General features: G+C 58.3%; 18 protein-coding genes and 1 pseudogene. 9 read left to right on the forward strand and 10 right to left on the reverse strand.

Translation table 11 applies throughout. The features are described 5' to 3' along the window. Positions 1–284: 284 nt before the first annotated feature. Genes AC3WWR_RS09780 through AC3WWR_RS09790 form a run of 3 tightly spaced genes read left to right on the forward strand, consistent with a single transcriptional unit; the run spans position 285 to position 3,457 of the window. Positions 285–764 (forward strand): MarR family winged helix-turn-helix transcriptional regulator, encoded by a 480-nt coding sequence (locus AC3WWR_RS09780; RefSeq protein WP_020798270.1) that lies wholly within the window; start codon positions 285–287, stop codon positions 762–764. Next, positions 757–1,938: an HlyD family secretion protein gene (locus AC3WWR_RS09785; RefSeq protein ID WP_033044358.1), complete on the forward strand. Its 1,182-nt coding sequence runs from the start codon at positions 757–759 to the stop codon at positions 1,936–1,938. The genes AC3WWR_RS09780 and AC3WWR_RS09785 overlap by 8 nt, the downstream gene beginning before the upstream one ends. After that, complete coding sequence (locus AC3WWR_RS09790) at positions 1,931–3,457, forward strand: DHA2 family efflux MFS transporter permease subunit (protein WP_033044361.1); 1,527 nt, start codon at positions 1,931–1,933, stop codon at positions 3,455–3,457. The genes AC3WWR_RS09785 and AC3WWR_RS09790 overlap by 8 nt, the downstream gene beginning before the upstream one ends. Here the strand turns inward: AC3WWR_RS09790 and AC3WWR_RS09795 are convergent. The 3 genes from AC3WWR_RS09795 to AC3WWR_RS09805 all read right to left on the reverse strand — a co-directional run bounded on the left by AC3WWR_RS09795 (position 3,445) and on the right by AC3WWR_RS09805 (position 8,036). Next, a complete protein-coding gene (locus AC3WWR_RS09795) occupies positions 3,445–5,097 on the reverse strand; it encodes a methyl-accepting chemotaxis protein (RefSeq protein WP_033044363.1) in 1,653 nt (550 codons plus the stop codon). The two genes, AC3WWR_RS09790 and AC3WWR_RS09795, sit on opposite strands and share 13 nt — an antisense overlap. 218 nt (positions 5,098–5,315) lie before the next feature. After that, positions 5,316–5,633, reverse strand: coding sequence for an IclR family transcriptional regulator domain-containing protein (locus AC3WWR_RS09800; protein WP_033044366.1), 318 nt, complete (start codon positions 5,631–5,633; stop codon positions 5,316–5,318). A gap of 222 nt (positions 5,634–5,855) precedes the next feature. Beyond that, the gene (locus AC3WWR_RS09805) at positions 5,856–8,036 is read right to left on the reverse strand and encodes an ATP-binding protein (RefSeq protein WP_151142556.1); all 2,181 of its coding nucleotides are present in this window, start codon (positions 8,034–8,036) and stop codon (positions 5,856–5,858) included. 1,075 nt (positions 8,037–9,111) lie between these two features. On the opposite strand from AC3WWR_RS09805, the pseudogene AC3WWR_RS09810 reads away from it, so the two are divergent. The 6 genes and pseudogenes from AC3WWR_RS09810 to AC3WWR_RS09835 all read left to right on the forward strand — a co-directional run. Next, positions 9,112–10,176 (forward strand): annotated as a pseudogene (locus AC3WWR_RS09810) (NAD(P)/FAD-dependent oxidoreductase); the annotation flags it as partial. Positions 10,177–10,672: 496 nt separating this feature from the next. Then, the gene (napE, locus tag AC3WWR_RS09815) at positions 10,673–10,840 is read left to right on the forward strand and encodes a periplasmic nitrate reductase, NapE protein (RefSeq protein WP_020799563.1); all 168 of its coding nucleotides are present in this window, start codon (positions 10,673–10,675) and stop codon (positions 10,838–10,840) included. A 32-nt stretch (positions 10,841–10,872) separates the two neighbouring features. Continuing rightward, entirely contained in the window at positions 10,873–11,133 is a 261-nt protein-coding gene (locus tag AC3WWR_RS09820) for a chaperone NapD (protein WP_168758295.1), read from the forward strand. After that, positions 11,130–13,634 (forward strand): nitrate reductase catalytic subunit NapA, encoded by a 2,505-nt coding sequence (gene napA, locus AC3WWR_RS09825; protein WP_168758296.1) that lies wholly within the window; start codon positions 11,130–11,132, stop codon positions 13,632–13,634. Before AC3WWR_RS09820 ends, napA begins: the two co-directional genes overlap by 4 nt. 50 nt (positions 13,635–13,684) lie before the next feature. Beyond that, positions 13,685–14,143, forward strand: coding sequence for a nitrate reductase cytochrome c-type subunit (locus AC3WWR_RS09830; protein WP_414896148.1), 459 nt, complete (start codon positions 13,685–13,687; stop codon positions 14,141–14,143). Between the two features lie 9 nt (positions 14,144–14,152). Then, entirely contained in the window at positions 14,153–14,749 is a 597-nt protein-coding gene (locus AC3WWR_RS09835; protein WP_008060000.1) for a cytochrome c3 family protein, read from the forward strand. Positions 14,750–14,753: 4 nt separating this feature from the next. On the opposite strand, the gene AC3WWR_RS09840 is transcribed toward AC3WWR_RS09835, so the two are convergent. From AC3WWR_RS09840 to tssA, 7 genes are all read right to left on the reverse strand, one after another. After that, positions 14,754–15,422 carry an ATPase gene (locus tag AC3WWR_RS09840; protein WP_432668260.1) on the reverse strand — a complete coding sequence of 223 codons (669 nt, stop codon included), beginning with the start codon at positions 15,420–15,422 and terminating at the stop codon, positions 14,754–14,756. 108 nt (positions 15,423–15,530) lie between these two features. Beyond that, the gene (locus AC3WWR_RS09845) at positions 15,531–16,718 is read right to left on the reverse strand and encodes an OmpA family protein (RefSeq protein ID WP_151142560.1); all 1,188 of its coding nucleotides are present in this window, start codon (positions 16,716–16,718) and stop codon (positions 15,531–15,533) included. A 15-nt stretch (positions 16,719–16,733) separates the two neighbouring features. Beyond that, the gene (gene tssE / locus AC3WWR_RS09850) at positions 16,734–17,183 is read right to left on the reverse strand and encodes a type VI secretion system baseplate subunit TssE (protein WP_020799570.1); all 450 of its coding nucleotides are present in this window, start codon (positions 17,181–17,183) and stop codon (positions 16,734–16,736) included. Positions 17,184–17,186: 3 nt separating this feature from the next. Then, positions 17,187–17,723 (reverse strand): type VI secretion system lipoprotein TssJ, encoded by a 537-nt coding sequence (gene tssJ / locus AC3WWR_RS09855; RefSeq protein WP_020799571.1) that lies wholly within the window; start codon positions 17,721–17,723, stop codon positions 17,187–17,189. Continuing rightward, complete coding sequence (gene tssG, locus AC3WWR_RS09860; protein ID WP_020799572.1) at positions 17,704–18,801, reverse strand: type VI secretion system baseplate subunit TssG; 1,098 nt, start codon at positions 18,799–18,801, stop codon at positions 17,704–17,706. Before tssG ends, tssJ begins: the two co-directional genes overlap by 20 nt. Next, positions 18,765–20,534: a type VI secretion system baseplate subunit TssF gene (gene tssF / locus AC3WWR_RS09865; RefSeq protein WP_492598661.1), complete on the reverse strand. Its 1,770-nt coding sequence runs from the start codon at positions 20,532–20,534 to the stop codon at positions 18,765–18,767. The genes tssG and tssF overlap by 37 nt, the downstream gene beginning before the upstream one ends. Positions 20,535–20,558: 24 nt before the next feature. Beyond that, on the reverse strand, positions 20,559–22,145 hold the full coding sequence (gene tssA, locus AC3WWR_RS09870) for a type VI secretion system protein TssA (RefSeq protein ID WP_033040821.1): 1,587 nt from the start codon (positions 22,143–22,145) through the stop codon (positions 20,559–20,561). Positions 22,146–22,272 lie beyond the last annotated feature (127 nt).

Here is a 22,272-nt window from a genome sequence, read left to right on the forward strand (position 1 = left end):
TGAACGCAGTCAGCGTTAACGGTAATGCTTCGTGGTGGATAGAGCAAACATAATTCGACAGTTTTTTATTTTCTGTCGATATTTTTTTAGACCCAGCATAAAAAGGCAAAATTCAGGCATAAAGCCGAAACATCTCGGCTTAAAGAGCACATTTCAGCTTGATAAGCGACCTCCAAATGGACATTTTTTCTTTATGTGATCATGTTTTAATGAAAAATAGCTAGCGAGCAATCCATAAGCCTGATTACCATTAGCTTGCTCATTGACTCCAAGGTGCGCTGACGATGACCCAATCCACCCTCGGCTTTGTCCTCCATGACGTTGCCCGCTTGATGCGTAAGCGCTTTGAACAATGGGCTCGCGCAGCCGGTCTCACGCGCTCGCAATGGCAAGTCCTGGCCAAGCTGTCGATTCATGAGGGCATCCACCAGAAAGGCCTGGCAGACCTGTTGGAAATCGAGTCGGTCACCCTGGTGCGCTTGCTGGACAAGATGCAGGAGCGCGGGTTGATCGAACGCCGAAACCACCCCACCGACCGCCGTTACTCCTTGCTGTTTCTCACCCCGGCTGCGCATCCGCTGTTGCAATTCATGCGCACCATCGGCGAGCAAACCCGACTGGAAACCATGGCGGATTTCTCCATTCAGGAGCACGACCAATTGCTGCAGTACCTCGAACGTATGCGTGAACACTTGCTGACAGCCTGCGGTCAGCCCGTGGATGAGCCCACAGGTTGTGCAGCAAGCGAGGTGAAGCATGGCTGAGCCCACATTGCAGCGCCCTGCCGTGCACGCTGAAGCCCGACCGCTCGAGCCAGCGGAAAAACCCCAGATGCAGGCGCCCGAGGCGTCGGCCCTTGTTGGCCATGCTGAAGTTCCGGCTGACACGGCACGCCAACGCTGGCGCATCGGCCTGTTCTTGCTGGCACCGATCAGTGTCGTGGCCTGTGCCGCCTGGTACGTGTTGGGTGGCCAGGTCGTGAGCACCGACAACGCGTATATCCAGGCCGAGCGGGTGGGGGTTTCAACCGATGTCGCCGGGATCGTCGCGGCCATTGAAGTCAGTGACAACCAAAGCGTGAGCAAAGGCCAGGTGTTGTTCCGTCTCAAGCCCGAGCCCTTTGAAATCGCCGTGGCCAGTGCCAAGGCGCAGCTGGAAAACGCGCGCAACCAGATCCTTTACCTCAAGGCCAGCTACAACCAATCGCTGGCCGAGATCGCCCAGGCTGAAGCCAAATTGCCCTTTTACCAGACCAATCTGCAACGGCTGGAAAAGCTGGTCAGCGTTGCCGCCGTATCCAGGACTGTCTACGACGACGCCCACCAGGACCTCGACAACACCCGTCAGCAGGTGTCGGTCGCCAAGGCCCAGGCTGCCGCGGCGCTGGCTCAACTGGGTGGGCGTCTGGACAGAGCTCTGGAGCTGCATCCCTCCTACTTGCAAGCGCTGGCGGCACTGAATGAAGCCGAACGCAACCTGCGAAACTCCGTGGTCATCGCCCCGTTCGACGGCGTCGTCACCAACGTTGACTCGCTGCAAGTGGGCGCGTACCTCCAACCACCACAATCGGGCTTCAGCCTGGTGTCCAGCGAGCAGCTGTGGGTCGCTGCATCACCGAAAGAGACCGAGCTGACCAACGCTCACATCGGCCAGGGCGTAACCATTGAGGTAGACACTTATCCGGGTGTCACCTGGCATGGCACCGTGGAAAGCATTAGCCCGGCGTCCAGTTCGAGCTTCTCCCTGTTGCCGGCCCAGAACACCACGGGCAACTGGGTGAAGGTTGTGCAGCGCATTCCAGTACGGATCCATATCGACGATGCGGCAGGCAAACCGGCGCTGCGCCACGGCATGAGCGCCGTGGTCGATATCGACACCGGCACGGCCCGTGGCCTGCCGAAGCTGCTGGCAAACCTGTTCGCACGCCATCATGAGTGAAGTATCCGGACCACTTCCGCCATCGCCGTTGCGGGTACTGATCACCTTGTGTGTGGTGCTGGCGGTGGTCATGCAGGCGCTGGACACCACCATCGCCAACGTCGCCCTGCCCTATATGCAGGGCAGCGTATCGGCCAGCGCCGATCAGATTAACTGGGTGCTGACCTCGTACATCGTCGCCACCGCGATCATGACCCCGCCCTCGGCCTTCCTGGCCCGTCGCTTCGGTCGCAAGCGCGTGTTGCTGTGGTCGATCCTGGGTTTTGTCCTGGCGTCGGTGCTCTGTGGCATTGCCCGCTCCCTGGAAGAAATCATCCTGTTCCGCCTGCTGCAAGGGGTGGCAGGGGCGGCGCTAGTGCCGCTGTCACAAGGCATTCTCCTGGATATTTACCCGCAGAAAGACCGAGGGTCGGCAGTGGCCTTGTTCGGGGTATCGGTCATGGTCGGTCCGGTATTGGGCCCGATGCTCGGCGGCTGGCTGACGGAACACCTCAGCTGGCGCTGGGTGTTCTTCATCAACTTGCCTATCGGGTTGCTGGCCTTCATCGGCATGACCCGCTTCATTCGGGAAACCCCGGCCGACAAAACCGCACGCCTGGATTGGCTGGGCTTTGGCTCCCTCAGCGTGGCCATCATGTCGATTCAACTGTTCCTCGACCGCGGCGAACAACTGGGCTGGTTCGACTCTGGGGAAATCATCCTGGAAGCGCTGGTGGCCGCCATCGCTTCGTACATTTTCATCGTCCACACCTTCACCTACGACAAGCCCTTTATCAGCCTGAAGTTGTTCAAGGATCGCAATTACTCGGTGGCGGTGGTGTTTATCTTCATCATCGGCATCACCTACCTGGCCTCGCTGGCACTGATGACACCCTACCTGCAAACCCTGATGGGCTACCCGGTTCTCACCGCCGGCATGGTCATGGGGCCGCGCGGCCTGGGGACGATGCTGAGCATGTTCCTTGCGGGGAAGATCATCGGCAAAGTCGATATTCGCTGGATACTGTTTTGCGGCCTGGTGTTGTCCGCCTGGTCGATGTACATGATGACTGGCTGGACGCCGGCCGTGTCCATCGACACCATCGTCTACGTCGGCTTTATCCAGGGCGCGAGCCTGGGCCTGTTGTTCGTCCCGCTGACCACCATCGCCTTTACCACCCTGCCCCCACATTTGCGTGGCGAAGCCACGGGCCTGTACAACCTGTCACGCAATGTCGGTTCGAGCGTTGGCATCTCGATCGTCACGGTGCTGCTGGCGCAAAACACCCAGATCAACCATGCCGAAATCGGCGCCTACGTGACGCCGTTCAACCGCCTGTTCGACGCCTGGCCTGTCAACAACCAACTCAATCCATTGACCGCCAGCGGGCGTGCAGCCCTGGATGGCTTGATCACTGTTCAAGCCAGCTGGGTGGCTTACCTGGATGACTTCAAGCTGCTGATGTGGTTATCCATTGGCGTCATACCGCTGCTGCTGATATTCAGGACTGCGAAGTCTCAAGCCAATCAGGCCTCGTAGCGAAAACGACCCACCGCTACGTTCAGCTCATCGGACAGTTCGCGCAAGGACACCACGGCTCCGGATACCTGATGGGTGATCGCATCACCCTCACCGGCCATGCGCGCGATGTGCTCGACGTTGGCCACGATGCCCCGCCCGCCCTCGCTCTGCACGCTCACCGCATCGGCAATCCGGTCCACCCCGCGCGTGGAGTCACCGACCAGTTCCGTCGCCTGTTGCAGGGTACTTTCCAACTCACTCAGCAACCGGCCGCTGTCCTCAAGTGCCACGGTGCCCGCACTCAATGCCTGGTCGACGATCCCGGACTGGTTCTCCAGCTTCAACGTCAACTGGTTGATCGAGTTGGCTGCAAGCGCCGAGCGTTGTGCCAGGTTACGCACTTCGTCGGCCACCACGCTGAAACCGCGCCCGCTTTCTCCGGCACGCGCCGCCTCGATGGCCGCATTGAGCGCCAGCATGCTGGTCTGCGCGGAGAGGTCCTTGACCTGACCGATGCTGGCGGTGATCGCTGTCGTGCTTTCGACAAAATCGCCCACCGAGCCGCGGATGGCGGAGAAGGCATGGCGCACGCTGTCGATTTTCTCGAGTAGTCGCGACAAGGCCAAGTGCCCATCTTGCGCACCGCGCAAACTGGCTTCGGCGCAGCTGCGCAGACTTTCAGCATGACTGGAAATTGCCGCAATGCCGTCGCTCATCTGCTCGATGGTCATCGACACCGCACCCACCGCACCGGCCTGCGCCGTGGAGCTTTGCGCCACGCGCGCCGAAGTACCCACCAGTTCCTCCGCCGACGCGCCGACCGACGCTGCGACTCCGGCAACCTGGCGCATTGCTTGCTGAAAGCTATCAATGAGTTCGTTGAATGCCTGGGCCGTGTGGGCAATCTCGTCTCGGCCCATGACTCGCACACGTCGGGTCAGGTCGCCATCGCGCAATTCGATCGAAGCCTGCTCGATTTCCCGGATGGGCCGGAGGATCTGGGCGCGCAACAAAAGGCTGACCATGACGGCCAGTACGCTGGCGCCGAGCAATACCGCGACCAGCATTCGTGACACCTGGCGTTGCATGGCACCGGCCTCGGCAAAGGCCCCGGAGGTCAGCTGCGCCTGCAGCCCCAGCAGGCGATTGAACTGACCTTGCAGACCATTGTTGTCGGCGCGCACCCTGCCCAGCAGCGAGGCTGCCTGTATCTGATCGCTCAGGGCCGTGCGCTTGAAATCGGCAAGGCCTTCGCCGACCACGGCGGCCTGCTCCTGCACGGCGCGGTAGAGTTCTTTCTCCTCCTCACCCAGACGCGTCTCGCGAGCCACCTTGTCCAGCCCGGCTCGCATGTCGTCGACACTGGCCTGCATGTCTTCCAGGTAGGCCTCCAACTCCTCGGCAGAAGCTTGCCCATTGGATTCAAGGATGCGCGCGCCTATGGCATAGGCCCCGACCATCGCCGCCTGCGAGGCAGACGCGGTTTCCAGTACCTGGCGATACTGCTGGAAACGCAACTGGTCGATTTCCTCGATCACCGCTTGTTGCCTGGCCAGCCCGCGGTAGGCCAGACCCGAGACGATCAATAGCGCGAGCACAAATATCCCAGGCAGCACGAGGAGCTTGGCGCCGATGGAGAGGCGTTTGAGAAATGACATGGTGTTTCCCGTTTTTGTTTTTATAGGGCGTGCCTGAACAGGCGGCTTATTCAACTTCATTCTTTATACAGTATTTGATTCTACCGTCAGAACGTCAATTGAAAAAAGGCTCGATCCAAAGCAACGTGCGGCAGTTCGTGCCAATGGCCTCCACCTACTACAGGTGGCAGGCTATCAACTGATATCCGCTTTCCCGCGTCACGCTCATACAAGCTGTCCTAATCGATACTGCGCAAGCCTTTGATGAGGTCTTCCTTACATTTCAGGAGTGCGGCTTCAACCGTTTCCTTCGCCTGTTCAATTCGCCAAACCGGGCCGACAACATCGATCGCATACCGGCCTTGAGGTGTCTTTATGCCCACTGCTATCGCACCAACACCCATCGTGTGCTCATCAAAGTCATAGGCGAATCCGCCCTGCCCGACCTGCTCCAACTGTTTCAACAACTGGGGGAGCGTAGGTGTGTTGGGGGCGAACTGTTTGAGCTCCGGCCCCAGCAATTCGCAGATAGCCTGGTCATGCAGGGTGGACAGCATGAATACACCCAAGCACAAATACAGCAACACGTCGGAGAATGAAGTCCTAGCCTTTCAGGCTGAGTTTTCACGTAGAAGCGTGCTGAAGAGGTGCTTTCACCGATCCATCCTGCGGCATTTTGAGAAAACCGACTTATTCAACAGAATCGGCCAAAAGCAGACGGTCAGTCCCGATCTTATGGGCGGCTGTGTAGGCTATTGGGTGACTATTCCACATCAACTTCAAACCAGAGCTTTAATTTTTCCATATAAATCGTAGAGGTGTAGCGCTGACATATCCAAAATAGGTTCATACATAAACGAATTCAAATGGATATTTTCCGGCGTCATGAGGTTGACCTGAGATAGCACCATTATCTGATCGCTAGCGCCAGGAAACATCAAAGAAAATTTACTATACAACTCAAAGGTCTGGTTGCTGCTTATGTCATTGACAAATTTTGAATCATTGATTTTAGCAATCATAAATTCTTCAGCTTTGAGCCGAATCCCGATTGATAAAATCACCTTGGATTCCAACTCCACATCATCATCCGCCTTAACGGCCAAAGCTTCTGCTTCATCGTAAATAAGCTGCATTGCAGAGGTCGTCGGATTTGGAAGTGACAGATTGGCCTGATCCAGCAATGTAGCTTTGAATGACGCTTCTAAATCTCCAATGGTCAGCGTCGCGCTATCTGCCTTGACGTGTAACAGCGACGTGAGCATGAGATAGTGCGGACTCGTAACACCATGGCAGTATTCAGCTAAATTGCGCACGAATGGGATACTTGCTACAAGAAAGGCAGGGTTTTTTGCTAGGCCACTTTTCCACGTCGTGAAAGGATTTTTCTGATATTTTTCTTCTACAAAAGCCAGCGCCCCCTGATTTTTTTTAGCAAATAATCTACGACTCCTAGCAATTTGAAGCCTGCTACTAATCGTTCGATGGAAATCGAAATTATGCGTTAAAAAAACCAGTCTAAAAAATGGAATTTTTGCAATTTCGTTGAAGTACTCAATTATTGCGTATTTATTTTTATAATCAAATGAATCTGCGATATCGTCAATTATCAGCAGCGTTTGTTTATTTGACTCACGCCGCGCTTGAATCTCAAACAACACATTGAGTATATACAAAGCACGCTTTTCACCTTGACTCAGAACCTGAAGCAGTTTTTCCTCTTCTACACCACACGTTCCTTGTCCATCCTGAAACTCAAAAGCAACTTTCGGGGTTTCCCCCTTGAGAATAACATCTTGTTGATTCTGAACGATCAGCTTAAACGGCACGTAAAACCTTTCATTGAACTGGGTAACAACCGCAGCCCACTTCGTTTTTTCTGCCTCCGCTTGATGTGCCGTCTCTGCGATTATATCCTTTGCTGACGCATAAGCCGCAGCAAATAAAATCAAAGCGGGTTTGGCGGCATTAAAATAGGAATTCCACAGCTTCTTCCTGAACCCGTTAAAATCCCCAAGCTCGGCCAAAATTTCCGGATGCCCTGTTAGATACTCTCGAAACTTCTTGAGCTCCGAGTTTTTTTGAAGCTGCTTATCTACGGCTTCAAATTTTGCGGATAGCTCTTTATCACCCAGAATGCGCTGCTTCTCCGCAACAACAAGCTCCTCCAATTCTTTCGCTGAGGCGACCTCTAACTTTTCGCCACCATTTGAAATATTCAGCGTATGGTTTGCATCAAAAAACCCGTTGCTTTGAAGGTTTTTGGAAACATCGGCGGCACCAGTATGATTGAACTTTTTGCTGAGCAATGGAGATTTCTCAACAAGCTCTTGATACTTCGACATATATTCTTGCAGTTGATCGTGCAAAGTCCCAGCCTTGAACGCTGCGATTGTTTTATCATTGAATATTTCGGCATATGCCAAGTCCGAAAATCGAGTATCACCATCTAAGTTATCAGCTAGATCTGCAAAGAAGTCATAAGGATTTTTAAACAGAAAGACGTCTTTAATTTCAGAGGCTGGCGATGCTTTTCCTGGCCAACCTGAGATTTCCTTCAGCGTCTTCAAGAGACTTTCTTGAGTTGAGTCGATATTTCGAACAGCCGCTTCGTATTCATGCCTCAACTTTGGATTAACTAGAAGCGTTGAGGTCCCTGCCCCGGCATATCGTTCAACATATGGTTTGATAACAAATAAGGACTCAGGAGTGATCGGCGTAGCTGGGGCAGAAGTAATTAATCTGCTGGTTGGACGTTCGGGAAATATCAGATCTTGGCTGTCCCGTCCCTCTTGGACATCCAGAAAAGTTCGCGCTAGCGAAGTCTTCATGAAACCGTTTGGCGCGTATACAGAGAAAGCAGAACCAGCTGGAACCTTCGCACTTCCTTTAAACGTGAGTATTGCGTCGAGCTTTTGTATTCCGTAGCAATTCTCTAGTTTAATATCTAAGAGATCCATATCCATTTCTCCAGTTTGAAGGTACTGCGAAAGATCGACACTATCGATTTGCCAGCATTCTGTCTATGCGTTGTTGTGGTGAATCCGGTTCAGTCTCATACGCGTGGTTATACGGCCATCGAGCTGCTTCGCGGAAGCTAGCCACGGGAGCAGGAGTAGCATTGAGCGATAGGCTGTTGTCGGCTAGGTGCTGCCTTCTCCACAGGATGCTTCGGGCCGGCTTCTGCCCGTCACCAAGGACAGCTCCCGGCCGATTCTGTTGAAAAAGTCGGCCATGGTTTCCACGACAGAAAAGTACGCGCTTGAGATTGAAATCTTTGCTTTGAGCATGGGATTCGGGGCTCAGATTTCGCGTAGCGACGCGCAAAAAAGACGTTTTCAGCGCTCAGTATGGGGGCAGTCTGGAAGAAGCGACTTTTTCAACAGAATCGGTCGACTTCTGCCAGTCACGACAGGGCGAATGGGCGCTGACAACATGGCATCTTGCGCAGGCTCGACCTGAAAGTCTCGCGTCTGAACCTGCGCGCGTGTGCGCTGGCTCGGCATCGTCATGATCTTCTCCTCGCTCGAACCGTGCACGGAGCAGCCTCCCTGAACTTGATGGCGTCCGAAAGTTATCTGCCCTGTAAATCACTTCAAGCAGACACCGAAACCAAATTGCACATGGACGAATCGCCGGTTTCCGCATGGCTTTAGTGAATCACGCCCCTCTTCTCCTCGGCGTACTGTCGATCGCGTCTCTGCGTGCTAAATTCGCCATGACGTTTGAGAATTTTGGTTTCTCAAATCCGTTAACTCACTCGAAAGAATGATCAATGGTGGCGCCATACAGGTGTAAGTTCATTACCTAAATTTCAATACAAATCGTTTGTCCTGCAGTCAATTAAATCTGGCATGGCTATATCACCTAGTGACAAAGGGGGTGTCAGCGTCGACATAGCTCTTGCCGATATTAGAAACCATAGTGAGTTAGCCTAGACTCCAGCGCAAACGGCGTAGATGGTGTGGGCGATCCCCCTATACCACTGTTGACTATTCAGCAAGTCAACATTATCTGAGTCGGCTAAGCTGGGCCACCGGCAGCCTCTCGGGCGAGGAAGCCATGCGTAAGCAGATGCGTCGCAGCCTCGGCGATGAAGTCGACGATTTCATCTGGCACCTGCGCTGGCGCGGGCACCAGATCATCAAGCAACGGGTGGAGAAATACGGCATCGCCTGCGACCTCAAGCACGGCCACCTGCACGCGGCGTACAAACCTGCCCACATGGACGGTTTGCGCAAGGACTACGACGAAGCGCTGCGCCGCGGCATGGGTGACGACGTCAGCCTGCTCGACCGCAGCCAGGTACGCGACCTGCTGCAGAGCGACCTCTACCACGGCGCGATCAAGAACACCCGCAACATGCACCTGCATCCACTCAACCTGTGCATCGGCGAAGCGCAGGCGGCAGAAAGCCTGGGCGCATTGATCTTCGAAAACAGCGAAGTGCTGGAAATCATTCACGGCGACCAACCAGGCGTGCGCACCGCCCAAGGTCGCATCGATGCCAATCAGGTGCTGCTGGCCGGTGACGTCTACCACAAGCTGGAACCGGGCAAGCTCAAGGGCAAGATCTTCCCGGCAATGGGCGGCATCGTCACCACTGCGCCGCTGGGCGACCTGGCCAAACAGATCAACCCTGAAGACCTCGCCGTCTACGATTGCCGCTTCGTGCTCGACTACTACCGCCTGACCGCCGACGGCCGCCTGTTGTTCGGCGGCGGCGCCAACTACAGCGGCAAGGATTCGCGCGACATCGCCGCCGAGTTACGCCCGTGCATCGAGCAGACGTTCCCGGCACTCAAAGGCGTGGCCATCGACTATCAGTGGAGCTGCGCGATGGGCATCGTGATCAACCGCATCCCGCAAGTGGGCAAACTCTCGGACAACGTCTGGTACTGCCAGGGCTACTCCGGGCACGGCATCGCCACCACCCACATCATGGGCGAAATCATGGGCCGCGCGATCACCGGGCAGCTTGAGCAGTACGACACCTTCGCTGCCTGCCAGCATATCCGCGTGCCCATGGGCGACCTGCTTGGCAACCCGATGCTGGCGGCGGGCATGTGGTACTACCAGATGCTGGAGCGACTGCGCTGATAGTGCGACAGCTAAAACCCGACTGTGGGAGCCTGCTCGCCTCCACAGTTTGTCTGCAGTGACTCAAGCCGCGAATCACGCGCCAGCTATCAATTCCTTCGATCTTTCAAATCACCAAGGCGAATTTTTTATTTGCGTCCGACCTGTTCAAGATGAGCGCCATCACCCCTGACTCGGATGGAAACGACATGAATCTGAATTTCGCCTTTGCCTGCATGATCGTGGTTTCATTCACCATCGCATTGGTGCACAGCTGATGGGCAACAACGCACTCCCTTTCCACCTATCGATCGGCTAAACGAACAACTACCAAACAAGAAACGCTATCAACTCGCTGCATATTGGTAACTCAGCGCTGTAACGATCCGCAGTCTTATAACTGCATGTGGCAGACCGGTGAGTATCGGCCACCGCCTGTCGATAAAAGTCGTAACAACAGCCCTCCTTATAATTCCGTGATCTAGTCTGGAGTGCACGTTCGGCTGGAGCGCACTCCATGTCATTGACAGAAGAGCAAAAACCGCAACGACGCAAGGAAATGCGCCTGTTTCTGTTTCTTGTCATTTGCCTTTTCCCGTTACTTTCAGTCGCCATTGTCGGCAGTTACGGTTTCCTTATCTGGTTTTTCCAAATGCTCTACGGCCCTCCCGGACCGCCCAACTAAAAGCCCTTCAATAGAGCCTGTTGGAGTCAACCATGGACGAAATCCTGCACATCGCCAGCCTTGTGGTACTTGCCCGACCTGAACGCTTCGACGCCGTCAAAGCCAACCTGCGACTATTGGACGGCGTGGAATTGCATCAGGAAAGTGCCGCCGGGAAACTGGTGGTAGTCCTTGAGGCCGTAAACGAAAACCAGATCCTGCAACGCATCGATCAAATCAACAATCTGCCGGGCGTACTCAACGCTGCGCTGATCTATCACGAAATTCTCGATCCCGCGGGAGACAGCCAATGAGCATGTCGCGCCGAGCATTCGTCAAGGCCCAGGCCGCTGCCATTGCAGCCTCCGCGGCCGGCCTGCCGATATTCACCACTGCCAGCAACCTGGTCACCGAAGCGGACATGGTCACCCTGGACTGGAACAAGGCGCCCTGCCGTTTTTGCGGCACCGGTTGCAGCGTGATGGTCGCGACCCGGGACAACCGGGTGGTCGCCACCCATGGCGACGTCAAGGCCGAGGTCAACCGCGGGTTGAACTGCGTGAAGGGCTATTTTCTGTCCAAGATCATGTACGGCGTCGACCGCCTGACCCAGCCGCTGCTGCGCATGAACAACGGCCAGTACGACAAGCAGGGCGAGTTCCAGGCGATCAGTTGGGACAAGGCCTTCGACATCATGGAAGAAAAATTCAAGCAGGCCTTGAAAACCAAGGGCCCCGAATCGGTCGGCATGTTCGGCTCGGGACAATGGACGGTGTGGGAAGGTTATGCCGCCAACAAACTGATGAAGGCCGGCTTTCGCAGCAACAACATCGACCCCAATGCCCGCCATTGCATGGCCTCGGCGGTGATGGGTTTCATGCGCACCTTTGGCGCGGATGAGCCGATGGGTTGCTACGACGACATCGAAGCCACCGACGCCTTTGTGTTGTGGGGCTCGAACATGGCGGAGATGCATCCGATCCTGTGGAGCCGCGTCACCGACCGGCGCCTGAGCTATCCGCACGTGAAAGTCGCGGTGCTGTCGACCTTCGAACACCGCAGCTTCGAACTGGCCGACATCCCCATGGTGTTCAAGCCGCAAACCGACCTGCTGATCCTCAACTACATCGCCAATCACATCATCGAAAGTGGCGCGGTCAATCAGGATTTCATCAGCAAGCACACGCGCTTCGCCAAGGGCGCCGACGATATCGGCTACGGCTTGCGCCCGGATAACCCGCTGGAAAAACAGGCGAAGAACGCCGACAAGGCCAATACCTGGACGGACATGTCCTTCGAGCAGTTCGCCGAGTTCGTCAAACCCTACACCCTGGAACGCACGGCGAAAGAAACCGGGGTTGCGCCTGATCGCCTCAAGTCGTTGGCCGAACTCTATGCCGACCCCAACCGTAAAGTCGTGTCCTTCTGGACCATGGGTTTCAACCAGCACACCCGCGGAGTTTGGGCCAACAACCTGATCTACAACATCCATTTGCTCACGGGCAAGATCAGCGAACCGGGCAACAGCCCCTTCTCGTTGACCGGCCAGCCATCCGCCTGTGGCACTGCTCGCGAGGTCGGGACTTTCTCCCACCGCCTGCCCGCCGACATGGTGGTGACCAACCCCAAGCACCGCGCCACCGCGGAAAAAATCTGGAAGCTGCCCGCCGGCACCATTCAGGAGAAAGTCGGCTTTCATGCGGTGCAACAAAGCCGCATGCTCAAGGACGGTGTGCTCAACGTGTACTGGACCCAGGCCAGCAACAACATGCAGGCTGGGCCCAACATCATGCAGGAAGTGTTGCCGGGCTGGCGCAACCCGGACAACTTCGTGATCGTCTCGGACGTCTACCCCACCGTTTCTGCCCAGGCGGCCGACCTGATCCTGCCCAGCGCGATGTGGGTGGAAAAGGAAGGCGCCTTCGGCAACGCCGAGCGCCGCACGCAGTTCTGGCATCAGTTGGTCAGCGCGCCGGGAGACGCCAAGTCCGACCTGTGGCAGTTGGTGGAGTTTTCCAAACGCTTCAAGACCGATGAAACCTGGCCCGCGGAGTTGCTGGCCAAGGCCCCGGAGTACAAGGGCAAAACCCTGTTCGAAGTGTTGTTCAAGAACGGCCAGGTCGACGAGTTTCCCGTCGAGCAAATCGAGACCGGCTACAAGAACGATGAAGCCAAGGCCTTTGGTTTCTACCTGCAAAAGGGCCTGTTCGAAGAGTACGCGCAGTTTGGTCGCGGTCATGGTCATGACCTCGCGGCCTTCGATCGCTACCACAGCGAACGCGGCCTGCGCTGGCCGGTGGTCGACGGCAAGGAAACCCGCTGGCGCTACCGCGAGGGGCTCGACCCCTATGTGGAAACGGGCAGCGAAGTGCAGTTCTACGGCTACCCGGACAAGAAGGCGATCATCTTCGCCCTGCCCTACGAGCCACCGGCCGAAGCGCCGGACGCCGACTTCCCGTTCTGGCTGAGCACCGGCCGGGTCCTGGAGCATTGGCACACGGGCACCATGACCCAACGGGTGGAAGAACTGTACAAAGCCGTGCCCGACGCGCTGGTCTACATGCACCCCGAGGATGCCAAGGCCATGAACGCACGCCGTGGCAGCGAAGTGAAGCTGATCAGCCGCCGTGGGGAAATCCGCGCCCGCATCGAAACCCGCGGGCGCAACAAACCGCCGCGCGGCCTGGTGTTCGTGCCGTTTTTCGATGCCAACAAGCTGATCAACAAGGTCACGCTCGACGCCACCGACCCGATCTCCAAGCAGACCGACTACAAGAAATGCGCGATCCGCATCGAGTTGATCAGCGTGGCTTGAGGAGAACCGTCATGACTTTTCGCATCCTGCCACTGTTCCTGCTCGCCGTGATGGGCACTTTTTTGGGCGCTGCGATCGCCGCCGAGATTGATTACCCCCTGGATGCACCGGGCCCGGACGGACGCCGGCCAGGCGGCACCCTGACGCAAAACGCGCCAGCGCCGCCCCTGGCCGACGATGAAAACAAGGACCTCAAGCGCGAGCGCAACTACCCTGACCAGCCACCGACCATCCCGCACAGCATTCGCGGCTATCAGATCGACAAGAACGGCAACAAGTGCCTGTCCTGCCACAGCCGGGCCAACAGTCCACGCAGCCAGGCGACGATGATCAGCATCACCCACTACATGGACCGCGACGGCCAGGCGCTGGCGGCTGTCTCACCGCGTCGCTACTTTTGCAACCAGTGCCATGTGCCGCAAAAAGATGTGCTGCCACTGGTGGGCAACAGCTTCGAGACCATCGACAAAATCCTGCAAGACGACGCCAACGCCGCGCAGAAACGATGAGGAGGCGCCATGAAAGCACTGTTCGCCCTGCTTAAGGACTACTGGGGCATCCTCTGTCGGCCGAGCGTTTATTTCAGCCTGGGATTCCTGACGCTGGGCGGTTTCATCGCCGGGATCATTTTCTGGGGTGGGTTCAACACGGCACTGGAGCTGACGAACACCGAGAAGTTCTGCATTTCCTGCCACGAAATGCGCGACAACGTGTTTGTCGAATTACAGGACACCATCCACTACACCAACCGCTCGGGTGTGCGCGCGAGCTGCCCGGATTGCCACGTACCCCATGAATGGACCCACAAGATCGCGCGTAAAATGCAGGCTTCGAAGGAAGTCTGGGGCAAGCTTTTCGGCACCATCGACACCCGCGACAAATTCCTCAACCTGCGCCGTGAGCTGGCGGAACACGAATGGGCCAGGCTCAAGGCCAACGACTCGCGCGAATGCCGCAATTGCCACAACTTCGAATTCATGGACTTTACCCGCCAGGGCAAACGGGCAGCGGCCATGCATTCCACGTCATTGGCCAAGGGCGAGGCCACCTGCATCGACTGCCACAAGGGCATTGCGCACAAGCTGCCGGATATGAGCGGTGTCAAAGGCTGGTAGCGGTTCAGTTGCTCGCCACATGATCCACTGGACCGGTGGTCACCAGTGTCTGCAACGACGCATCGAACTGTTTCAACGCCTTCACTTGCAACTCGGTCTGCTGATTGATTTGCGCGGCAATCTGTGGCGCGGCTTTGCCATGCACCCACACCGAGGGCATCTGCTCGGCACGTGAACCTTGCGCCTGGCCGATGTACTGCAGGTTCGAATCGTAGAACCTGGCCATAAACCGCGCCTCAACCTGATTGTTGCGTTTGGACACCAGGCGACTGAAAGTATCGAGCATCACCACCACGTCCGGATGAGCCTGCAGCGCCGCATCGAGGTTGTCATAGACCGTCACCGCGGCGAACTCCTTCTGCAACGACGTCATCAACCAACCAATCGCCCGTTGCGGGTCGGAACTGTCGACGAACGCCTGGCTGATCCGCTTATCCAGCCCGGGGTTCTGCGCCCCCTTTACCGCCACCGCGTGATAGCTCTCGAGATATTGCTGGGTGTTGAGCGTGTTTTCGCTGTAGAGCACCGCCACCTTCTGCGCGTGTTGCAAACGCACAGTGCTGTCGGCAATCGGCAGGAAACGGCAGGACGCATCGCCAGCCATGGCCGGCGCGGTTGCAGCCACACTGGCGCTGAACAGGGCGAAAAAAGCCAGCAGGGTCGAGATTCTCATCGCGCTTATTCCTTCAATGGCGAGATCGGTATGGCGCTATCTTCCTCCCTTGGCGGAAAAACAGAACTTGCATTCCTTGATGATGGGTATCGAGCGAATGAATGGTTGCTATGACGCTGCCTGCTCGCCTGTTTTCCCGCAGGCTCCCGCCTGGGGCACCAGTTGGATATCGACACGCCGGTTGGCCGCGCGCCCGGCCTCGCTGTCGTTGCTGGCGATCGGCTGGCTGTCGGCAAAGCCCTGAACCGCGAAGCAGCTGTCGGGAATATCGCCCATCCGCTGCATCCAGCCGCGCACGGCCGAGGCCCGAGCGTGGGACAGCTGCAGGTTTTGTTCGGCACTGCCCTTGGCGTCGCTGTGCCCCGCAATGACGATCAACCAGTCAGGTTGGGCCTTGATGTCGACCAGGGCGCTGATTAATACCTTGGTCGAGCCGGGCTTGAGTTCGGCGCTGCCGGGGGCGAAGAGGGAGAGGCTGTCGAGGCGTACGGGCTCGGGCACCCTGGGTGGCGCCTCGAAAACGCTGGTCAGGCGATTAATACCCTCCTTGTCCGGGCTCGCCAGCCAGGTCGTCCAGAAGGCGCCCGCGGCCAAGGTAATCATCGCGGCGGCGGCGAACAGCCAAGGGCCAAGCCGTCGCGCCTGCTTCTGTTGACCGCCAGCCAACACGACAGGCATCGGCGGCGTCGGCAGGACCACAATTGGCATCGCCGGGAGCGGTTGCGGCAGTCTTGCCGACAATGCCACCGCGTCGAACAACGAGTGGGGCTGCGTGTGGGTCTGCGCCAGCCTCTGTAGCAGACCTTCGACTTGCTGACGCAGCGCTTGCAATGTGCCCGGCGAATGCTGTGCCTGTCGATTCAGCCGTGCGTGCAAGCACTCCAGTGCCGCGCCCAGTTGAGCGATCGCTGGCAGCCCCCAGGGTTGCGGCTCCAGGCTGCGCAGCAGGGGCTGCAGGCGCGCGAACAGCCAAGCCAGGATTTCCAGGCGCGCCGGCTCCATCGCCGGCCACAGCGTTGCCCATTCGCAGACCAGCGCCTCGACCAGCGCGATCCCCTGGACCATACCTTCCAGACCGTGGAGGTGACTACGGGCCAGTACGAATGCAGCGGCTGTTTGCAACTCCGCCCCGTTGCGCTGGAACAACACCAGGCACAATTGTTCCACCTTGACCCAATCCACATCGGGGCAGGCCGGATGGCTCAGTCTGGCTAACTCTTCACGCAGTGCCTTGAACTCAATGAAGGCGCTTGGGTCGCCGCCAAGCCTGATTCGCATCTCAAACAACGCTGTCATTGCGCATTCCTTTGGTTAATCAATTCCCGACATCGATAGATAGTGCTGTCGCTTCAAGTGACGTACCAGGACATGGCCGCCTGGTGTGAGCGTGGTGCCGAAGGTCAGTCGACGGCCCCCCTTGAGTTGCACTTCGAGGCTGTACTCCAGATGACCCGGTCGGGTCTGGGGCAGCAGCTCGATGCCAATCGTGCCCAGGCGCGGCTCGTACTTGGCCAATGTGTCGGCCATGGCACTCATCAGTCCATGTGCCGTCCCCGGCAGGCCCTGCAGAATCTTGCCCATGTCCGGCAGGCCATAATCGGGCAGATGGTCGAGCGCACCGGCCCGGCTGTTTAAGATGCGGCGCAGGTTGTCCAGCACCGACAGCGTGCACTGATCCTCATCGGCGACCAGGTGCAGATCCAGTTCGCCGTCGAAATTCTGCAGAAGCGTCTCGTACAACGAGGGATTGAGATCGCTCATCCGTCACTCCTTGGCCAGTGGGCGCAGGGTCAGTCGGTTATCCCCCAGTTCGATCACCCGCACCCGGTCCGGGTCGAGGTCATCGCGTGCCAGGGTCAGGCGCCAGGTATCGGCTCGGTTATCGAACTCACGGAACAATGCGACCACGGCGATATAGCGTGCCTGCTTGTCCAGGGGGATGTTCAATTGCACACCCTGGTCGGGCTTGACCACCAGGGTTCGTTTGTCCAGCAGGTCCGCACTCAATACGTGCTCGTCCTGGCTGAGCAAGCTATCGTAGTTGGCCTTTTCCAGCACCTTGCGGTCACGCAGTTGATAAACCCGCACCAGGGTCGGCACGGACAACGCGTTCATGTCGATCCCGGCAGTGTTCAGCGCCGCGCGCCCGCTGAGGTCCAGGTGCAGGGTTTTCACCTGCTTGTAGAAGATCGCCTCGGTGGTCGAGGTCGTCGCATCTGTCACGCTCTGGGTTACCCCGCAAGCGCTGAGCAATACACCGAACGCGGCGACCCCCAATGATTTAGAAACTGTACGCGACATGCTGTGTCTCCCTGTCCTGGCGGTTTTTCTGCAGGCCTTGATAGCGGCCCAGATTGATCGTGATGGTGGTGCTTTCGCAGGCCTGCCTGGCATCACTGCCCAGGCCCAGGACCGCGGTCATGCCCAGCAACACCTGCGCTCGTCCCAATAGCGGTTGCGGCAGGCTGTGCAGGGGCAACGATAACTGCAGCTTTACCGTGCAACGCCAGCCCAGGTACACGCGCAGCAATACCAAAAGATCGTTGTACAACTGGCCACCCGGCAGCCAGCCACGGGCCTCGTCCCGGTCTTCGGTGAACAGCGAAAGATGCAACTGACTGTTGGCGTCGTAGCCGACAGCGCCCAGGGGTGTGCCCTGCGACAAGCGCACCGGATGCTCGGCGGACAGGCTCGCCGGCTGCGCCAGCAGCACTTTCTGCGGCCAGTGTGGCGTTACCTGCGTCCGGGTTTTGCGAGCCAGCAACTTCACCAGCGCAGTAATGCCTTCGGCGTTGCGAGTGGGCAGTCGCATCACGCTGAGCAAGGCGAGGAAGCGCGATATCGGCGTGGCAACCTGGCTGGCTGTTCCGGGTATGCCCAGGCCGATCAGTCCCAGCAGGCATTGCGAAGTTGCATCCGTACCACCGGCTTCGAAGGCGGCCGGATAGGAGTACTTGCGCCATATCCGGTAGAACTGGGTAAAGATCCGGTGGTTGAAAATGTCGAGGAACGCTTCAAGCGCCTCGTGTCCCTCGCGTCGCTGGGCGATATCGTCCAGAAAAGCCGTCGGCAATGGCGAGTCCACGCCGTACAGACCCAACAGGCGCGTGCGCACCGTGGGCGGACGCCAAGGATGCTTATCGTCGGTTTCAATGGCCTTCAGTTCACCGGCAGGGAAGCCCATGCCCGGGTCTGGCCGAAAGCGCACCGGATCATCCGCGGGTGACGTGGTGCTGCCCAGTGGCGGGTGATCGGGCAGCGCCTGTTCAAGCAACTGGCAGAAGCGATACAGATTCGCCTCGGCCACCTGCCCCTTCAGGGCTTCGAGTAAACCGCTGGCTTTCAGCCGGGAATACGCTGACTGTGGTTCTCGTTCCATCGCAGGCACTTTCCAGTAGGTTGCAGGATCAGCGTGAGCTGGTTGTAGAGGTGGATGTCGGCGTACAGGGCGAAGAAGCGATTGAGCATTTCGCCGAACAGGCTGATGTCGCCCTCACCGCTGAAGCCGTTGGCATCCAGGGTGACTTCGATATCCACCCCGCGCAGCAGAAAGCCTCTTTCGAAGCGCTGGACCAGGTGGTGGCCGACCTCGACAATCGCCGCCAGGCGACGTCTGTTCAGCTCACAGCCCGTCCAGTCATACAACGCCAGCGTGCCGCGCAGCACTTCGGCATTGTCGAGCATCGGCAGGAAGTTCGACCCAAGATGACTCAGCACCCGCCAGTGGAAGCGGTCGCGGTTGGGCGGATAGCACGGCAAGGTCGGCGCACACAAGTTGCGCACCCGCAAGTCGACCTGGATCGATTGCACCGGCGTATCGAGCAAAGTTCCTTGCAGTGCCTTGCGCGGCAGTTGGCCGTGGGTGCCGGTCAAGCGCAGCGACAGGCTTTCGCTGCTGTCCAGCCGATCCTGATCGAAACCTGCGCCACCCAGGATCAGCCAAGTGTCATGCAGACCATTGGGGCCACGCTTGAGTCGTGTATGGAAATACCGCTCCGGCGCTTCATCACGCAACATGCCGCCCTTGTGACGAAAGCTGGTGAATGGCACGTATTCATGGCGCACGGCGCTCTTCGAGCCGCTGACCCGATCCACCGAATAAATCTCCGTATGCCCGTCCTGCAAGCGCATGGGACGAAGCAGGTAATCTGTTTGCAGGGGCGCCAGGGTCATTGGGTCGGACTCAAGCGTGAACAGATTGATCACTGGCACGCAATGCAGGCGAATGTGCTCGGCGCTCGGAATGAACGCCTGGGGCAACGGCTCGCGCAGCACCACCTCGAGTTCGAACCAGGGGGTATTCGGTGGCAGCTCCAGGCGCTCGAGCCCGCAGAGGGTCACGAACATGAACTTCTCGCGAAAGGTGAAATACTCCAGCAGCAACTGATAGCCACTGAAGGCACTGTCGCCCTTGGGCCACAGGCGATCCTCGTCACCGAATCCCTTGGGCGAAAAATGACCCTCCAGCAGAGAGCGGCCCGTCTGGTCAGGCAGGCGTACATACAAGGCTTGAGCGTTGAGGGTCAGCGCCTGATGCAGCGCACTGGCCAGCGCCGCATCGGCATTGAGGTACAACGGCAGGCGGCTCAGGTCGATCTCGCTGGCGTTGGCCATTGCACCGCAGGCAAAACGCAGTCTCAGCAGCGAGCGACCGTCCGGTTCATGGGCCACCTGCACGCGCTCCAGGGCTAGCGGCTGCAATGTCAGGCCTTGGGTGGTGGTATAGCGGCAACGGGTGCGCAATGGTCCGATGGGTTGCGACAGCACTTCAAAACCGCTGCCGATGTGCTCGCTGCGCTTCATCTGCGCGAGCTCGGGCAGCAACTCGACAATCGAGAGCGACGGTATGGTGCGCAGGTAATGTGGCCAGAGCAGGCTGACCAGTCCTTCGGTCAGCTCCGGCAGGTCATCGTCGAGCTTTTCGCGCAACCGCCCCATCAGGAAGGCAAACCCTTCAAACAGCCGCTCCACATACGGGTCGCGCGCGCCCGACTTGTCGAGGTTCAGTTGGGCCGCCCGGTCGGGATAAGCCTCTGCGAACTCCTTGCCAGCCTCGCGCAGGTAGCGCATTTCGGCCTCGAAATACTGCAATGTCAGATTGTCGATGCTCAAAGTTAGAATCCTGATCAATGAGGTTTAGCCACAGAGCACTGCGGCACGTACCGGGTCGACTGCCACCAGCGCAGCCAGCAGCGCCTCCATGCGCCGGGTCAGGCTGGGCTTGTCCGCGTCATTGCGTTGAACCTTCAGGCGCAACAGCTTGAGCAGGCGCGCCTTGACCTCGAAACTCAGCTCCGTTTCCCATTCGGCCAACCCATGACGTTGTCCACTGGCATCCAGTTCGCCGAGCAGGTGAATGGCCAGTTCGCTCTTGCCGTATTGCTCGGCCACCCGCGCCATCAACAGGCGCAACAACCAGCGTTGGCGGCCGGTATGGATGCCCGGACGCGCGGCCAGCCAGGCCAATGAGTGCTCGACGCCATCGCTGTCGGCCTGTGCCAGCGCTTCGCCTTCCAATGACAGGATCCCGGGGTCCTCGCCGGTTGCGGCAACGGTCGGCGCCGGTAGCCATTGCTGAGGCCGATTGCCACAGACGTGCTGGCTGATCCACTCGCGTGTCACCTCGTCCGCCAAGGGCGAGCCATCGTTCCAGCACAACGCCTCCAGCCCCGGCAAGCGCTCGAGGAACATGCCCAGGTCGCGCTTGGCAATGTCGGCCCAGCTGTCCTGTGGCGCGGGTTGTTTGATCAGTGCCTGGTACAGGTACCACTGCAAATCCAGCCAGAAATGGTTCACACCCTCGGCGTAGATCCGCTCCACCAGATCCAACAGTTCATTGAAGCTCTGTTGCAGGTGCAGGCGCTTGAGTTGTGCGCGGTATTCGCCACGGGGGGGTGCCAGGCGCGTCTTGCCACTGGCGTCCTGCAGTGGTGCTGCATGCACGGTATCCCAGCGCAGGCTTTTCATCAGGCGATGAGCCGCCAACCAACCCTGGGATTGTTCGCGCAAATAACCTGCCAACGCTCGACCGCTGTCCAGCAAATCGCGCCCGGATCTGATGACCGTCGCGTCGGGGGCAGCCGCTCGCGCGTTCGTCTCGTGGCTGGCGCTGTTCTGCGGTACCAGCGCGTCGACCCCGCCCGATTGCGCCAGCCGCGCAGACAACGCGGCATATAGCGCGCCGAGGTCGGGACGCTGATCCTGGGGCCAGGCGGCCAACTCACGCTCCAGCCAGGCCAGCGCCGCAACCGTGCGCTCGGCTTCGTCCCTGACCACCTCGGGGTAGCGCGACAGAGTATCGAGCACCTTGCTGCTCGCCAGCCACTCCAGCGCCATTTTCCGGCTGTGGGGACGCGCGGGCAGCACCAGGGCGGCATAGCGTTCCAGCAATGCGGCCAACAGGTTCAGGCCGTCGGCCAAGCCTGCTTCGCCATCCCTGTGCAAGCGTGCCCATATGTAATACGTGACTACCCGCAGATCCTTGGACGATCCGGCAAGCAGCGTCTGCGCCAGGTGAATGACCTGTTCGATATCGGCCCCGGACAGTTTGTTGACCTCCTCACGCATGCGTTGGAAGTCATCGTCGCAGGCCGGGTCTTCGCCTACGGGCAAGTCCGCGTTGATGGGCTGCAACCAGGATTGCCAGTGCGCTGCCTGCGCTCGGGCAAGGCCCAAGGCATCGCGCGCTCCCAGGCAACGTTCGATCAATCGCTCCAGGCTCATTCAAACCTCCCGTTCATTGCATAGGGCACAGCTTTCTCGTCCTTGCCGAGAAAAATCTGCGTCGGCAACTTAAAGCCACGCAACTTCAGCAACGCCAACGGCCCCGCCCCCAGTTCGGTGCGTAAAT

Source organism: Pseudomonas sp. EB271-G4-1 (assembly GCF_058791355.1).

Bases quoted from the DNA above. Each gene is read 5' to 3' on its own strand.
- AC3WWR_RS09805 (WP_151142556.1), bottom strand. From the start codon at position 8,036: ATGGATCTCTTAGATATTAAACTAGAGAATTGCTACGGAATACAAAAG.
- AC3WWR_RS09790 (WP_033044361.1), top strand. From the start codon at position 1,931: ATGAGTGAAGTATCCGGACCACTTCCGCCATCGCCGTTGCGGGTACTG.
- tssE (WP_020799570.1), bottom strand. From the start codon at position 17,183: ATGAGCGATCTCAATCCCTCGTTGTACGAGACGCTTCTGCAGAATTTC.
- napE (WP_020799563.1), top strand. From the start codon at position 10,673: ATGTCATTGACAGAAGAGCAAAAACCGCAACGACGCAAGGAAATGCGC.
- AC3WWR_RS09780 (WP_020798270.1), top strand. From the start codon at position 285: ATGACCCAATCCACCCTCGGCTTTGTCCTCCATGACGTTGCCCGCTTG.
- AC3WWR_RS09840 (WP_432668260.1), bottom strand. From the start codon at position 15,422: ATGAGAATCTCGACCCTGCTGGCTTTTTTCGCCCTGTTCAGCGCCAGT.
- napA (WP_168758296.1), top strand. From the start codon at position 11,130: ATGAGCATGTCGCGCCGAGCATTCGTCAAGGCCCAGGCCGCTGCCATT.
- AC3WWR_RS09785 (WP_033044358.1), top strand. From the start codon at position 757: ATGGCTGAGCCCACATTGCAGCGCCCTGCCGTGCACGCTGAAGCCCGA.
- AC3WWR_RS09845 (WP_151142560.1), bottom strand. From the start codon at position 16,718: ATGACAGCGTTGTTTGAGATGCGAATCAGGCTTGGCGGCGACCCAAGC.
- AC3WWR_RS09795 (WP_033044363.1), bottom strand. From the start codon at position 5,097: ATGTCATTTCTCAAACGCCTCTCCATCGGCGCCAAGCTCCTCGTGCTG.
- tssA (WP_033040821.1), bottom strand. From the start codon at position 22,145: ATGAGCCTGGAGCGATTGATCGAACGTTGCCTGGGAGCGCGCGATGCC.
- tssG (WP_020799572.1), bottom strand. From the start codon at position 18,801: ATGGAACGAGAACCACAGTCAGCGTATTCCCGGCTGAAAGCCAGCGGT.
- AC3WWR_RS09800 (WP_033044366.1), bottom strand. From the start codon at position 5,633: ATGCTGTCCACCCTGCATGACCAGGCTATCTGCGAATTGCTGGGGCCG.
- AC3WWR_RS09835 (WP_008060000.1), top strand. From the start codon at position 14,153: ATGAAAGCACTGTTCGCCCTGCTTAAGGACTACTGGGGCATCCTCTGT.
- tssJ (WP_020799571.1), bottom strand. From the start codon at position 17,723: ATGTCGCGTACAGTTTCTAAATCATTGGGGGTCGCCGCGTTCGGTGTA.
- AC3WWR_RS09820 (WP_168758295.1), top strand. From the start codon at position 10,873: ATGGACGAAATCCTGCACATCGCCAGCCTTGTGGTACTTGCCCGACCT.
- AC3WWR_RS09830 (WP_414896148.1), top strand. From the start codon at position 13,685: ATGGGCACTTTTTTGGGCGCTGCGATCGCCGCCGAGATTGATTACCCC.